This is a genomic window from Bacteroides sp. An19, assembly GCF_002160215.1.
GTDB classification, from domain to species: domain Bacteria; phylum Bacteroidota; class Bacteroidia; order Bacteroidales; family Bacteroidaceae; genus Phocaeicola; species Phocaeicola intestinalis.
Map to the genome: position 1 here is coordinate 1 of NZ_NFKD01000088.1, position 13,196 is coordinate 13,196.

A 13,196-nucleotide genomic window follows, 5' to 3' on the forward strand; every position below is an offset into this window, starting at 1 on the left:
GCGGGCTATCTGACGAAGAACAGGAGCGGAAAGGACCAAAAAATCGCCCAAAGCACACACGAAAACGGATACATCAAGCCAAGAAAAACTTTTTGGAGAAATTCAAAACAGCTTCTGAAAGGTTCAGTATCTGTTTCAGGCTGTCTGGATTGATAACGCAACCCAATCAGAAACTCCAACTGTTTTGATTACTTTTGGAATTTGATTACTAAATTAATTAGATGCCCATCACATTTTTCTTTGATTAATTCAAAACAGTCTCCAAGGAGTGGGGGAAAATTATACACCTTAATATCAATGCCCAAATGAAAGAACCATGGGGTATGCATGTGAAATCTATATACAGAAGAAGGTTTTTCCGTAGATTTTTCCTACATTTGCATACTCAAACCAAAAAAAGAATGCCATGAATTTTATCGGAATCATTCCTGCAAGATATGCATCAACTCGTTTTCCTGCCAAGCCGCTGGCATTGTTGGGAGGAAAACCGGTTATTGAACGAGTGTATGAACAAGTATACGGTGTATTTGATGATGTATACGTGGCCACTGACGACGAGCGCATCGAAGCTGCTGTTAAGTCGTTTGGTGGAAAAGTTGTAATGACCTCTGCTGCGCACCGGAGCGGAACAGACCGTTGTGCGGAAGCTTACCGGAAAGTGGGAGGAGAATTCGACGTAGTAGTCAATATCCAAGGCGACGAACCTTTCGTCCAACCTTCGCAGCTGAAAACTCTCAAGGCCTGTTTTGACGACCCTGCTACACAGATAGCTACGCTGGTGAAACCCTTTAATGCGACAAATGGATTGGATGCACTGGAAAATCCCAATTCGCCCAAGGTTGTGGTAGGGAGAAATGGTAATGCTTTGTACTTCAGTCGTTCCATCATTCCTTTCCTGCGTGGGAAAGACCGCCAAGAATGGTTATCCTCGCATACATACTACAAACACATCGGACTGTATGCTTATCGCTCTCAGGTACTGAAGGAAATTACAGTCCTGCCCCAGTCCCCGCTAGAACTGGCCGAATCGCTGGAACAACTACGCTGGTTGGAAAACGGATACGTCATCAAAGTGGGTATCAGTGATGTAGAAACAATAGGCATAGACACCCCGCAAGACTTGGCTCGTGCCGAGAAGTTCTTGCAAGAACATTTCCAACAGCTATGAGTCTTGACAGAACAACAGCTCCTGAAATACGCCAGATAGAGCATTTCTCGATACCGGAACCCGAACGTTACGTGCTGCGTAACGGCATCCCAGTGAACATCATGCAGGTGGGCGATGAAGATGTCATCCGTTTTGACCTGCTGATGAAGGGTGGGCAATGGAACCAAGAGCAACCTTTACAAGCAATGTTTACCAACCGTATGTTACGCGAGGGTACTCGCTTATTGACATCGGCGCAAATAGCGGAACGTTTGGACTATTATGGTGCGTGGCTCGATTTGTCTTCATCGGTCAACTATGGTTTTATCACGCTATATTCGTTGGGTAAGCACTTTCCACGCACTGTTGAGGTGGTGGCTTCGATGGTGAAAGAACCTGTATTCCCGGAAAAAGAACTTTCGGTCATCGTCAATGCCAATAAACAGCAGTTCCGGGTGAATGCCCGTAGGGTGGACGTGATGGCCCGTAAACGATTGAATCGTGCTCTTTTTGGCTCTACACACCCATTGGGAAGATACGCTGAATTGGACGACTACGACCACATCACTCGAGACGCATTGGTGCGTTTTTATCGTACCTATTATCATTCAGCTAATTGTTCGATGTACGTATCAGGCAAAGTAACTCCCGAGATATTGCGTTGTATCGAACAGCATTTCGGTGAAACATCTTGGGGCGAAAGTTCGCACACAGCTACCTTTGAGCAATATTTACCCGATACGGAGAACTGTCGCCGCCTCTTTGTGGAAAAAGACGATGCTCTTCAAAGTTCGTTGAAGATGGGTGCCTTCTCGCTTCCCCAGCAGCATCCCGATTACCTGAAGCTACGCGTGCTGGTCACACTGTTTGGCGGTTATTTCGGGAGTAGGCTGATGTCGAACATCCGCGAAGAAAAAGGATACACTTATGGAATAGGTGCCGGACTGGTCAATTATCCAGGAATAGGCGTGCTGGGCATCAGTACTGAGGCTGCCAACGAATATATAGAGCCAATCATTACCGAAGTATTCAAGGAAATGGATCGCCTATGCTCGGAAAAGGTGTCTTCCGAGGAATTGGAGATGGTGCGCAATTATATGCTCGGCGACATGTGCCGCTCTTATGAAGGTGCGTTCTCACTTTCCGATGCATGGATATTTATCGAAACCACCGGATTGGCAAACGATTTCTTTGAACGCTCCCTGGAGGCTATTCGTGAAGTAAGTACCGATGAAATCCTGTCGTTGGCACAAAAACATTTTTGCAAAGAAAACTTAATAGCAGTAGTAGCAGGTAAAAAAGTGTAATGAAATTGTCACGGCTGGTTGAAAAAAACTAATTTTGGACGATTTAAACAAATAAGTAGAATAAGCATGAATAAATATATAGGATTATTTTGTGCCTTTTTGGCCATGGGGAGCCTGTGCGCTTCCGCCCAAATGTCGTTGGGTTACTATAAATTCAAGGACGGGTCGGAATACACTGGTGAACTGAAGAGCCGTCGCCCGAACGGCAAAGGAAAAACCGTATTCAAAAACGGAGATATCTATGAAGGGGAATATGTGAAAGGCAAACGACAGGGAACGGGAACCTATACTTTCGCCGATGGGGAAAAATACGTAGGTGAATGGTTCGAAGACCAGCAGCATGGCAAAGGTACTTATTACTTTATGAATAACAACCGCTACGAAGGAATGTGGTATCAGGATTTTCAGGAAGGCGAAGGTACGATGTACTATTACAACGGTGACAAATATGTAGGTTCCTGGCACCACGACAAACGGAACGGCAAAGGCATTTATACTTGGAGCGGAGGTGCCAATTATGACGGAGAGTGGAAAAACGACCTGAAGGACGGATCCGGTGTGATGATTTGGGAAGATGGTTCAAAATATGAAGGACAGTGGAAGAGTGGCGAGCGCGACGGGCAAGGTACTTTCTATTATACTAATGGCGACAAATACGTGGGCGATTGGGTACGTGATGTACAGCACGGCAAAGGCGTGTATCACTTTCAGAACGGTGAAACATACGAAGGGGATTACGTGGATGGCGAACGGACCGGAACAGGAACCTACACCTATCCGAATGGAGACAAGTACGTGGGTCAGTTCAAGAACGGCAAACAGGAGGGAACAGGAACATTTACTTGGCAGAACGGTGCCGTGTACGAAGGTGAGTGGGAAAACAACCAACGCTCTGGACACGGACATTACAAATGGGGTAACGGTGACGAGTATGAAGGCGAATGGAAGAACAATGTTGCCGAAGGGCAAGGAGTGCTTCACATGCAAGACGGCTCAGTATATACCGGAAGTTTTGCAGGAGGCAAGGAGCACGGCAAGGGCACAATTGTCAACAAAGACGGTTCGCGCTTTGAAGGCTTTTTTAAGCATGGTAAGAAAGACGGAGCTTTTGTGGAAACCGATGCGCAAGGAAATGTGACACGCCAAGGCACCTTCCGTAACGGACGGTTGCTGAATGCGGCAGACAAGAAGTAGTAACCGGCATGGCTATGATGTATCCAGACAATACGCATATAAGTATTAAAAACATTTAGAAACTGCTTTGGATTTATCGTGTGTTGATTGGGGAGGAGAGACGCAAAATCTTGTGTCTTTACTATGAGGAAGATAGTGAGGGGTATCTGACGAAGAACAGAAACGGAAAGGACCCCCAAATTACCTAGAGCACACACGAAAACGAATACATCAAGATGAGAAAAACTTTTTGGAGAAATTCGAAATAGTTTTTTACCATATTTGTATGCCGATTCAAGGATTATGATAAAACCAGGGAGAATGGTTGGCTATAACTCCCAAACGCATTAACGGAAAAATAGAATAAAGAATGAGAATCATCGGAAATTTATTGTGGTGGCTCTTTGGCGGACTGGAAGCCGCAATCGGATATTTTACAGGCAGCCTGGCTATTGCCTGTACCATCATCGGTATACCGGTTGCCTTGCAAACATTCAAGATTGGGCTGCTCTGCCTGTGGCCTTTCGGTGCAGAAGTAAAGGATACGGAATCACCTATGGGATGCATTCGTATCCCACTCAACCTGTTATGGATTATTTTCGGTGGGCTAATGGCATGGATTATGCACATTTTCTTTGGCTTATTGCTTTTCATCACTATTATCGGCATCCCTTTTGCCAAACAACATTTCAAGATGGCAAAGTTATCCTTGGCGCCGTTTGGCAAAGATGTGTCACTCAATCTATGAATACAATGATGGATTTAACATTACTTACCGAAAAAGTTCGCGCTGTGGCTATCGAGGCTGGTGCATTTATCCGTGAAGAACGGAAGAAATTCGACTGGAATGCTGTCGAGAAGAAACACGCACACGACTATGTGTCATACGTAGATAAGGAGTCAGAGAAACGTCTCGTATCCAGTCTCAATGAATTACTTCCAGAAGCAAGTTTCATTGCAGAAGAAGGAAGTGTGCCTCAAAACGAAAATGCGCCATATTGTTGGCTGGTTGACCCGCTGGACGGCACCACTAACTTCATTCACAACAATGCTCCCTATTGCGTCAGCATTGCTTTGCGTGACCAAAAGGAATTGCTACTGGGCGTGGTTTACGAAATCACACATGACGAATGTTATTGGACCTGCAAAGGATCCGCTTCGTACTTGAACGGAAACAAGATACACGTGTCACAAGTAAACGCATTGGAAGATGCTTTTATTGCCTTAGGCTTTCCTTACGACTCGGACGCTTACAAGCCCATAGCCATACATTTGGTCGACCGCCTTTATGGGTACGTAGGAGGATTGCGTCTGATGGGGGCTGCAGCAGTCGAGTTGTGTTATGTGGCAGCTGGACGCTTTGAGGCTCGTATTGAGGCTTTTCTGGGACCGTGGGACATTGCAGCAGGTGCTCTCATCCTGCAAAACGCAGGAGGCCAGGTAACCGACTTCAAGGGAGGAAATACGTACCATTCCGGACGGCAAGTCCTGGCTTCCAACGGTAAAACACACACCGAATTGTTGAATATCCTTGGCGAGTGGTAAAATACTTCCGCTTTGTTGGCTTATTTCCAACTTTTTTTGTATGTTTGTGTCACCAAAAAAGAAAGGACATGAACATATCAGAGATAATAGAGTTTCTGAAACAACTGGCGGCGAACAACAACCGAATTTGGTTTCAGGAACATAAGGCGGAATATTTGCATGTACAGGAAATGTTTAACGAACTGCTTGCCGCGCTTATCGCACGTATCGCTGTGTTCGATAAAAGCGTGGCACATGTCCGTCCGCAAGATTGTACTTACCGCATTTACCGCGACATTCGTTTCTCCTCAGACAAGTCGCCTTACAAGCGGCACATCGGTGGATATATTAATGCCAAAGGCAAAAAATCAAATCATTGTGGTTATTACATCCACTTGGAGCCAGGTAATTGCATGTTGGCAGGAGGTAGCTGGTGTCTGCCGGCAAATGTGCTGAAGGCCGTCCGGCAGTCGGTGTACGACAACATTGACGAATTCCGCGCCATTGTAGAAGCCCCTGCTTTCAGACGGTATTTCCCCGTTATCGGCGAAAAGCACTTGAAAACCCTGCCAAAAGGATTTCCCAAAGACTTTCCTTATCCCCAGTATCTCTGTTGTAAGGATTATTCGGTGTCTTATCGGGTATCAGACAACTTTTTTGAAGTTCCCGATTTTTTGGAACAGACTGCTGAAGTGTTTAGGCAAATGAAGCCTTTTGCTGATTTTACTAACCTTACGATAGACGATTTTGAGTAATTTCTATTATCAAACCTTATAAAACGATACGACTATGGTTGTCGACAAACTGGAAAACATGGAAAAATATGTGTCGTTGAACCCGCTGTTCGCCGATGCATTGGCTTTTTTGAAAGCAACCGACCTAAATGCCCACGAATTGGGCAAAATGACTCTGAAAGAAGGTGAACTCACCGTCAACTTTTCGCAAACCCGTCCAAAAACGAAAGAAGAGGCGAAGCTGGAGACCCACAACAACTTTATCGACATTCAAATCCCGCTTTCGGGAGTGGAGCTGATGGGTTACATGCCGCGCACCGACTTGCCCGAAGAAGAATACAATGCGGAAAAAGATATTACCTTCTATAAGGGCTTGGCACCTGACTACCTGACCGTGAAGCCAGGCATGTTCGCCATTTTCTTTCCTGAAGACGCGCATGCGCCCGGCGTAACCCCCGATGGAGTGAAAAAAATTATCATAAAAGTAAAAGCAAACAGATTAAAAGGCTAATACCATGGACGAAGAATTGAATATCATTAAGAACGACCCTTGGCTGGAACCATACAAGGATGCCATCACAGGCAGACACCAGCATGCCATTGACAAGGAAAAGGAACTGACTGGAAAGAAGACCCTGGCAGACTTCGCTACTGGGCATCTTTATTTTGGACTTCATCACACCGAAAAAGGATGGACTTTTCGCGAGTGGGCTCCCAATGCTACTGCTATCTACCTTATCGGTGATTTCAACGGCTGGCAGGAACAACCCAAGTTCAAATTGAGGAAAGTAAAGAATAGTGGAAACTGGGAAATCAATCTGCCGGAAAAAGCCATGAAGCACGGCGACCTGTACAAGCTGAAAGTGTATTGGGAAGGCGGATGTGGCGAACGCATTCCTGCGTGGGCTACCCGTGTGGTGCAGGATGACGAAACCAAAATATTCAGTGCGCAGGTGTGGAACCCAAGCAAACCTTACAAGTTCAAGAAAAAAGTCTTCAATCCCAATATCTCGCCCCTGATGATTTACGAATGCCACATCGGTATGTCGCAGGACGCTGAGAAAGTGGGCACATACAACGAATTCCGCGAAAATGTGCTTCCGCGTGTGGTAAAAGACGGTTACAACTGTATTCAAGTCATGGCCATTCAGGAACATCCTTATTATGGAAGTTTCGGCTATCACGTATCAAGCTTTTTTGCACCTTCTTCCCGTTTCGGAACGCCTGAAGAACTGAAGCAACTTATCGACACAGCTCACCAAATGGGCGTGGCAGTCATCATGGACATTGTGCACTCTCATGCCGTAAAGAATGAAGTGGAAGGATTGGGCAACTTTGCCGGAGACCCTTGCCAGTATTTCTACCAAGGCGACCGCCGAGAGCATCCGGCTTGGGACTCGCTCTGCTTCGATTATGGAAAGAATGAAGTGCTTCACTTCTTGCTGTCCAATTGCAAGTACTGGCTGGATGAGTTCCATTTCGATGGGTTCCGGTTCGATGGTGTTACTTCGATGCTTTATTACAGCCACGGTCTGGGAGAGGCGTTCTGTAGCTATGAAGATTATTTCAACGGCCATCAGGACGACAATGCTATCTGTTACCTCACATTGGCAAACAAATTGATACATCAGGTGAATCCGCGTGCCATTACTATTGCTGAGGAAGTGTCGGGTATGCCGGGGCTGGCAGCACCCTTCGCCGATGGAGGCTACGGCTTCGACTATCGTATGGCAATGAACATTCCTGACTACTGGATAAAAATCATCAAGGAACGCCGTGATGAGGACTGGAAACCTTCCAGCATGTTTTGGGAAGTAACTAACCGCAGAAAAGATGAGAAGACCATCTCGTACTGCGAAAGTCACGACCAGGCATTAGTGGGTGACAAAACCATTATCTTCCGGTTGATAGACGCGGACATGTACTGGCATTTCCGCATCGGCGATGAAAACGGTACTGTAGAACGGGGTATCGCCCTGCACAAAATGATACGCCTGCTTACGGCATCTACCATTAACGGTGGATACTTGAATTTCATGGGTAATGAGTTCGGTCATCCGGAATGGATTGACTTCCCACGTGAAGGCAATGGTTGGTCGTATAAATATGCCCGCCGTCAGTGGCACCTGGTAGATGACCCAACTTTATGTTATCATTATCTGGGCGATTTCGACGCAGCCATGGTACACCTTATCGAAAGTGTAAAGAACATCCAGAAGACTGATGTCATAGAAGTATGGCACAATGATGGAGACCAAGTATTGGCTTACCGTCGGAAAGACCTGGTATTCGTATTTAATTTCAACCCGACCCGCTCGTTCACCGACTATGGATTTCTGGTTCCGAGAGGCGAATATCATGTGGTGTTGAATACAGACAGTAAGGAATTCGGTGGCTTTGGATTTGCTGATGATACAGTAGCCCATTTCACCTGCGCCGACCCGCTGTACGCGAAAGAAAAGAAAGAATGGCTTAAGCTCTACATTCCTGCCCGTTCGGCTGTAGTACTCAAACGCCAGAAATAAACTAAAGGAGGCGTGTCTGGGCAAGTTCCAAGGCACACCTCCTTATTTTACTAGAACCCCGTAGAGATATGAGTGAATACATCCATACCGCATACAAAAAAACTGCTCGCATACAGACTGTCGTATGCGGTCTTCTTTTTTCTGCATTTAGCTTTACCTACCTATATGTCTTCCAGAGCGATATCCTGGAAGCGTTGCATTTTTCATTAGCTCACGGCAAAACACATTTTGCCCCTTTGGCAAGTGCTATTATCATCACCGTTATTTTATTGTTACTGCGCTGGGGTGTCAACAGCCTGCTAGGCTTGAAGGGTAATGTGCGTGCTTTATCTTATTTTCCTTCCTGCCTTATTTTAGGCGCATTGACCGATGTGGGAAAAGATGTCTACACTGGCGGTTACCATACTTTCTGGGGCTGGATGCTCCCGCTTGTACTGATGATTTACATTGCAGTGGCATATTGGCTGCGCCGTATCTTCCGCAATCAGCTAAATCACGAAAACAATCCTATCATCCTTATGAATTGCAATATACTGATAGTGATAGTACTCTGTTTGATGGCTGCGCTTATCGGAAATACCAATCGTGCTTTCCATCACGAACTGGAAGCCGAACATCATTTACGTTTACGGCAGTATCAGCAAGTCTTAAAGGCAGGAGAAAAATCGCTGGATGCTTCCCGGACGTTAACCGTACTTCGTTCAATAGCTCTCTCTCATACCGGTGAGCTGGGCAAACGCCTTTTTACTTTCCCGCAGCATTACCGATCTGGCGGATTATTTTTTGCCGATGACTCCACTCAGACCTATCGCTATACTAACGATTCCATCTATTACCTGCTAGGCGTACGGCCATATGCAGGCGAAAAGTGGCTGACTTTCTTGCAAAACATCTGCTACAAAGGTACGGGAAAATACACAGCTCTAGATTATTATCTCTCGGCTCTATTGCTCGAAAAAGATTTGGATACGTTTGTTAAGGCTGTGAATGACCTCTATGAAATTGAGGAGGAGCTGCCTCGCCATTACAGCGAAGCCCTGTTGATTTATCGAGACTCACATCCCGAATACCCAGTGCAAATAACCGACAGCACCTTGGTCAAACGTTACATTACATACAGGGAACGTCAAGTTGGATTCACCTCATACACAGAGGAACGGAATAGAATGCGCCGTGAGTTTGGCGACACCTATTGGTGGTACTTCGACTACCAGGAATAACCAGATTCGTACTTGTAGAAATTCAAAATAGTTTCTTAATCCTCAAACAGAGCAATAAGAGAGTATTTTTAATTTTTCCGATAAATTTGTTTAGCGGATATGATCAATGTATGATTGAAAGGTTCAGTATCTGTTTCAGACTGTCTTCCTTTTACGTTCTCCATTCCAAGAAAGTACGGTTTTGGGACGGAAACTATAAAAGGTAACCATACTATTTTCCGCCACGACAATTTTATCGGCTGTTTTTCAGCCGATAAAATAAAATAATAGTCCGTTAAGAATTCAACATATCGGCTAGGCGGCTTCTGCCACTATGCCAAATAGTTCTTTGATAAGTTTAGCATTAAAAGTTCTGTTCGGTTTCAGACCGGACTTGCTAAAAATTCTTTTGAGCATGTAAATATTACTCAGATAGGCCTTTAGCAGTCCAATGGAAAGCGAGGGATAGTATCGTTGGCGCATGACCTTTGCGGCGTTTACCGAGGCCAGTGAAGCATTGAAAGCGAAGTCAAGTTTCCTCAAGTCTCTTGCCTGACAATCATTGAGTCCGGTAAACTGCTTGGAATCCCGAAAGCAAAACTCGATCTGGAATCGTGTACGGTAGTATTCGATGATGTCTTTGGCCGCCATGTCAAGGTCGGTGGAGAAATAGATTTTATGTCCTCCCGATTCCGGATAATGAACCACGACTTTGATGTTTCGTTTCATTGCCTTTGAATAGGCCTTGACTGAGTAAGCCCTTCCTCCTTCGATGTCGAGAATCTCGCAACGCTGAAGGTCGAGTTTCTCAAAATCAATCTTCTCGCCTTTGATACGCGGCCGTCCCCGCTTGCCTGTGCGGACACCGTCATGCGCATACCACAAGGCGGCGTCATCACGCAGGCGGCTGATGACATGGAATCCCAACAGGCAGGCTTCACCCACGAACTTCGCCTTTGAGAACCAGGCGTCCGCAACGACATAACGTGTTATGCGAAGCAGCTTGTCCTTGTATTTGCGGAGCACGTCAAGATACCAGTCCACAAGATTGTAATCTTCGCCTTGCTTTTCCAGATACGCCTTGTCCGGCGTCTGTTCCGCACGCAGCATCATGCAGTCCCGACTGTCAATGTCGACAATGCCAATGCCGAGAATTTCCAGTCCCCGTTTCACCTGAGAAGCACATCCCGACCAGAACTTGCCGATGCAGTATGTGTACATTGTTGATTATCAATAGCATAGCACTCTAAAAGGTACAACCAGCAGATTGACAAGTATCTGAGAATGTGCAAGTTAGTGATTTTTAGAACCATTCTCGGCTTGTACCTCCATTTTGGAAAGTAAAAGTAAGTGTAATTTCTTGAATATCAAAATGTGCGGTACAAAAACTTGTGAAAAATGGCGTTTTTTGATGAGAAAAGGTACAAAAATGGCTCTGAAACAAGGGGGGACATTATGATTATTTTGCGAAATATTCTGTCTTCAACCAATAGGCATAAATTGGGTCCTGGAACGAGATTTCACCGGCCTTATTATCCAATATGTCATTCTTGATAAGGGCTGCCTTTGAGCGGGATATTGAAGTCGTTGAAGATATTTGATAGCGATGCATCACTTCAGTTGAACTGAGGGCCTTTTCTCCGGCTATAAGGTTAATATTGTTTAGTTGCTGTGTGGTCAGTGTTTCGGTGATTGTTACAAACAACAGCCTTATGTGGCAGCGGTCGCTATTTCTTAAGATTGTCCGAGTAGTAATATTTTGAACAGAAAAAGAAGTATTATTTCTTTTATTGTTCAAAATATTACTATATTTGCAGTATGGACAGGCAATTAAATGAAATAGGAACCATTCCAGTAACGACTTCAATCATTGAATCGTTATATCCAGAACTTAAGTCTGCTGACAAGAAAGTAACCTGGCTCGAAAAGCAAGGGATTATCATCAGATTGAAGCGAGGACTTTATGTGATCAACCCCGAATATTCAGGAAAGACCCTATCGAGTGAGTTGATAGCCAATCATCTCTATACACCTTCGTATATTTCAATGTCTACTGCACTACGATATTATGGACTTATCCCCGAGGCTGTATATGTTCATCAATCAATGACGGTAAAGCATTCGCGTAGCTTTCAAACTCCGGTCGGCTGTTATGACTACAAACATATCTCAAAAATAGCATTTCCAATAGGAGTAAGGAGTATGTATAAGGATAATTATGCTTTTCTTATTGCATCACCGGAAAAGGCTTTGTGTGATTTGATTGCCAATTCCTCGCAGGTCAATCTTCGCTATATGAAAGATGTGGAAACATATCTTGAACAGGATATTCGTATGGATATGGATGAGTTCAATAAGATGGATAAAACCATATTCGAAGACTACATAAAAGTTGGCAAAAAGGCCGATTCAATTTCGACACTTTTAAAATTCTTAAGACGATGAAAAATGAAATATTCGACAATATGCTCTCCCGTTATGATTTAACAACAGAGCAACAGAAGAGAAACGCTATATTTGAAGTGAACCAACAAGTGATACTTGCTGGCTTGTATGCCGGAGGCTTTTTTGAGTCGGCGGCTTTCTATGGTGGAACTTGCTTGAGAATCTTTCATGGCTTACAGCGTTTCAGTGAGGATATGGATTTTTCATTGCTTACGCAAGATGATAAGTTCGATTTTACGAAATACTTTCCTGCTATCGTTGATGCTTTTACAATGGTAGGCCGTGAGGTTGAAATAAAGAAAAAAGACAAGAGGAATTTCGGAAAGGTCGAATCGGCATTTCTTAAAGATAATACCGATGTGTATGATGTGACTTTCCAAACAGAGAAATCTATAAAGATAAAGATAGAAGTAGATACTTGCCCACCGTTGAACTTCAAGACGGAACAGAAGCTATTGCTTCAGCCATATTCATTTATGACCCGTTGTTTTACACTTCCCGACTTGTTTGCAGGCAAGATGCACGCCTTAGTATATCGTGCGTGGAAGAACAGAGTAAAAGGTCGTGATTGGTACGACTTTGAATGGTATGTACGCCATAATATTCCACTTGATTTTGCTCATTTGGCAGAACGATGCAAGCAGTTCAACAATGAGAATATCACTCCAGAGTTATTCAAGGAGAAACTCATTGAGCGTCTCTCTTCAGCTGATATAAAACAAGTGAAAGAAGATGTATTGCCTTTCGTGCGCAATCCAAAAGAACTTGATATTTGGTCAAATGATTATTTCGTGCAGTTGGCCGGGATGGTAAGAATGGAGTAATGCGGCATTTTTTATTCTAGTTGTTAAACTTTATATACAACTCAATATTCCAGATATTTTTCTCTGAATTTAGCATAATGGGAGGATAACTTATCATGATTCTCCCCACTTTTACAAATGTCGTCAATATGCAAGATTTTTATATTAGAGTTTATGTAATTTAGATTTGTTATATATCGCGTATACGCGTACCTTTGCAACATGAATTACCACGACCATAAAGACAACAGCAAAAGTTTCCGTGCCTTGACGGGAGTTAGCCATGAACAGTTTTGTGCGCTTCTCCCTTATTTCGAGGCTGCGCATGAGGACTATTTG

General features: G+C 44.4%; 13 protein-coding genes. 12 read left to right on the forward strand and 1 reads right to left on the reverse strand.

From position 1 onward, the window contains the following. From B5F25_RS22020 to B5F25_RS19495, 10 genes are all read left to right on the forward strand, one after another. Positions 1 to 188 (forward strand): hypothetical protein (locus tag B5F25_RS22020; protein ID WP_162614461.1); only part of this gene is annotated, 188 nt, incomplete at its 5' end. A gap of 218 nt (positions 189 to 406) precedes the next feature. Then, positions 407 to 1,168, forward strand: coding sequence for a 3-deoxy-manno-octulosonate cytidylyltransferase (gene kdsB / locus B5F25_RS19455; RefSeq protein WP_087251547.1), 762 nt, complete (start codon positions 407 to 409; stop codon positions 1,166 to 1,168). After that, positions 1,165 to 2,454: a pitrilysin family protein gene (locus B5F25_RS19460; RefSeq protein WP_087251548.1), complete on the forward strand. Its 1,290-nt coding sequence runs from the start codon at positions 1,165 to 1,167 to the stop codon at positions 2,452 to 2,454. The genes kdsB and B5F25_RS19460 overlap by 4 nt, the downstream gene beginning before the upstream one ends. Before the next feature lie 66 nt (positions 2,455 to 2,520). Beyond that, the gene (locus B5F25_RS19465; protein ID WP_022039485.1) at positions 2,521 to 3,648 is read left to right on the forward strand and encodes an mORN repeat-containing protein; all 1,128 of its coding nucleotides are present in this window, start codon (positions 2,521 to 2,523) and stop codon (positions 3,646 to 3,648) included. A 349-nt stretch (positions 3,649 to 3,997) separates the two neighbouring features. Further along, positions 3,998 to 4,375: a YccF domain-containing protein gene (locus B5F25_RS19470; RefSeq protein ID WP_087251549.1), complete on the forward strand. Its 378-nt coding sequence runs from the start codon at positions 3,998 to 4,000 to the stop codon at positions 4,373 to 4,375. 5 nt (positions 4,376 to 4,380) lie between these two features. Then, positions 4,381 to 5,172, forward strand: coding sequence for an inositol monophosphatase family protein (locus tag B5F25_RS19475; RefSeq protein ID WP_087212549.1), 792 nt, complete (start codon positions 4,381 to 4,383; stop codon positions 5,170 to 5,172). Between the two features lie 68 nt (positions 5,173 to 5,240). Next, positions 5,241 to 5,906 carry a DUF2461 domain-containing protein gene (locus tag B5F25_RS19480; RefSeq protein ID WP_087251550.1) on the forward strand — a complete coding sequence of 222 codons (666 nt, stop codon included), beginning with the start codon at positions 5,241 to 5,243 and terminating at the stop codon, positions 5,904 to 5,906. Positions 5,907 to 5,940: 34 nt separating this feature from the next. Then, positions 5,941 to 6,396: a YhcH/YjgK/YiaL family protein gene (locus tag B5F25_RS19485; protein ID WP_022039489.1), complete on the forward strand. Its 456-nt coding sequence runs from the start codon at positions 5,941 to 5,943 to the stop codon at positions 6,394 to 6,396. A gap of 4 nt (positions 6,397 to 6,400) precedes the next feature. After that, a complete protein-coding gene (locus B5F25_RS19490; RefSeq protein WP_087212548.1) occupies positions 6,401 to 8,410 on the forward strand; it encodes an alpha amylase C-terminal domain-containing protein in 2,010 nt (669 codons plus the stop codon). A gap of 68 nt (positions 8,411 to 8,478) precedes the next feature. Further along, on the forward strand, positions 8,479 to 9,630 hold the full coding sequence (locus B5F25_RS19495; RefSeq protein WP_087251551.1) for a DUF6057 family protein: 1,152 nt from the start codon (positions 8,479 to 8,481) through the stop codon (positions 9,628 to 9,630). A 294-nt stretch (positions 9,631 to 9,924) separates the two neighbouring features. On the opposite strand, the gene B5F25_RS19500 is transcribed toward B5F25_RS19495, so the two are convergent. Further along, complete coding sequence (locus B5F25_RS19500) at positions 9,925 to 10,830, reverse strand: transposase (protein ID WP_241148449.1); 906 nt, start codon at positions 10,828 to 10,830, stop codon at positions 9,925 to 9,927. Positions 10,831 to 11,427: 597 nt separating this feature from the next. On the opposite strand from B5F25_RS19500, the gene B5F25_RS19510 reads away from it, so the two are divergent. After that, a complete protein-coding gene (locus tag B5F25_RS19510) occupies positions 11,428 to 12,054 on the forward strand; it encodes a hypothetical protein (protein ID WP_018711827.1) in 627 nt (208 codons plus the stop codon). Continuing rightward, positions 12,051 to 12,878 carry a nucleotidyl transferase AbiEii/AbiGii toxin family protein gene (locus tag B5F25_RS19515; protein ID WP_087251552.1) on the forward strand — a complete coding sequence of 276 codons (828 nt, stop codon included), beginning with the start codon at positions 12,051 to 12,053 and terminating at the stop codon, positions 12,876 to 12,878. The genes B5F25_RS19510 and B5F25_RS19515 overlap by 4 nt, the downstream gene beginning before the upstream one ends. Positions 12,879 to 13,196 lie beyond the last annotated feature (318 nt).

What these genes read in the sequence shown, in the direction of transcription:
- B5F25_RS19510 (WP_018711827.1), top strand. Translation starts at nt 11,428, where the DNA reads ATGGACAGGCAATTAAATGAAATAGGAACCATTCCAGTAACGACTTCA.
- B5F25_RS19470 (WP_087251549.1), top strand. Translation starts at nt 3,998, where the DNA reads ATGAGAATCATCGGAAATTTATTGTGGTGGCTCTTTGGCGGACTGGAA.
- B5F25_RS19480 (WP_087251550.1), top strand. Translation starts at nt 5,241, where the DNA reads ATGAACATATCAGAGATAATAGAGTTTCTGAAACAACTGGCGGCGAAC.
- B5F25_RS19460 (WP_087251548.1), top strand. Translation starts at nt 1,165, where the DNA reads ATGAGTCTTGACAGAACAACAGCTCCTGAAATACGCCAGATAGAGCAT.
- B5F25_RS19485 (WP_022039489.1), top strand. Translation starts at nt 5,941, where the DNA reads ATGGTTGTCGACAAACTGGAAAACATGGAAAAATATGTGTCGTTGAAC.
- B5F25_RS19495 (WP_087251551.1), top strand. Translation starts at nt 8,479, where the DNA reads ATGAGTGAATACATCCATACCGCATACAAAAAAACTGCTCGCATACAG.
- kdsB (WP_087251547.1), top strand. Translation starts at nt 407, where the DNA reads ATGAATTTTATCGGAATCATTCCTGCAAGATATGCATCAACTCGTTTT.
- B5F25_RS19465 (WP_022039485.1), top strand. Translation starts at nt 2,521, where the DNA reads ATGAATAAATATATAGGATTATTTTGTGCCTTTTTGGCCATGGGGAGC.
- B5F25_RS19490 (WP_087212548.1), top strand. Translation starts at nt 6,401, where the DNA reads ATGGACGAAGAATTGAATATCATTAAGAACGACCCTTGGCTGGAACCA.
- B5F25_RS19475 (WP_087212549.1), top strand. Translation starts at nt 4,381, where the DNA reads ATGATGGATTTAACATTACTTACCGAAAAAGTTCGCGCTGTGGCTATC.
- B5F25_RS19515 (WP_087251552.1), top strand. Translation starts at nt 12,051, where the DNA reads ATGAAAAATGAAATATTCGACAATATGCTCTCCCGTTATGATTTAACA.
- B5F25_RS19500 (WP_241148449.1), bottom strand. Translation starts at nt 10,830, where the DNA reads ATGTACACATACTGCATCGGCAAGTTCTGGTCGGGATGTGCTTCTCAG.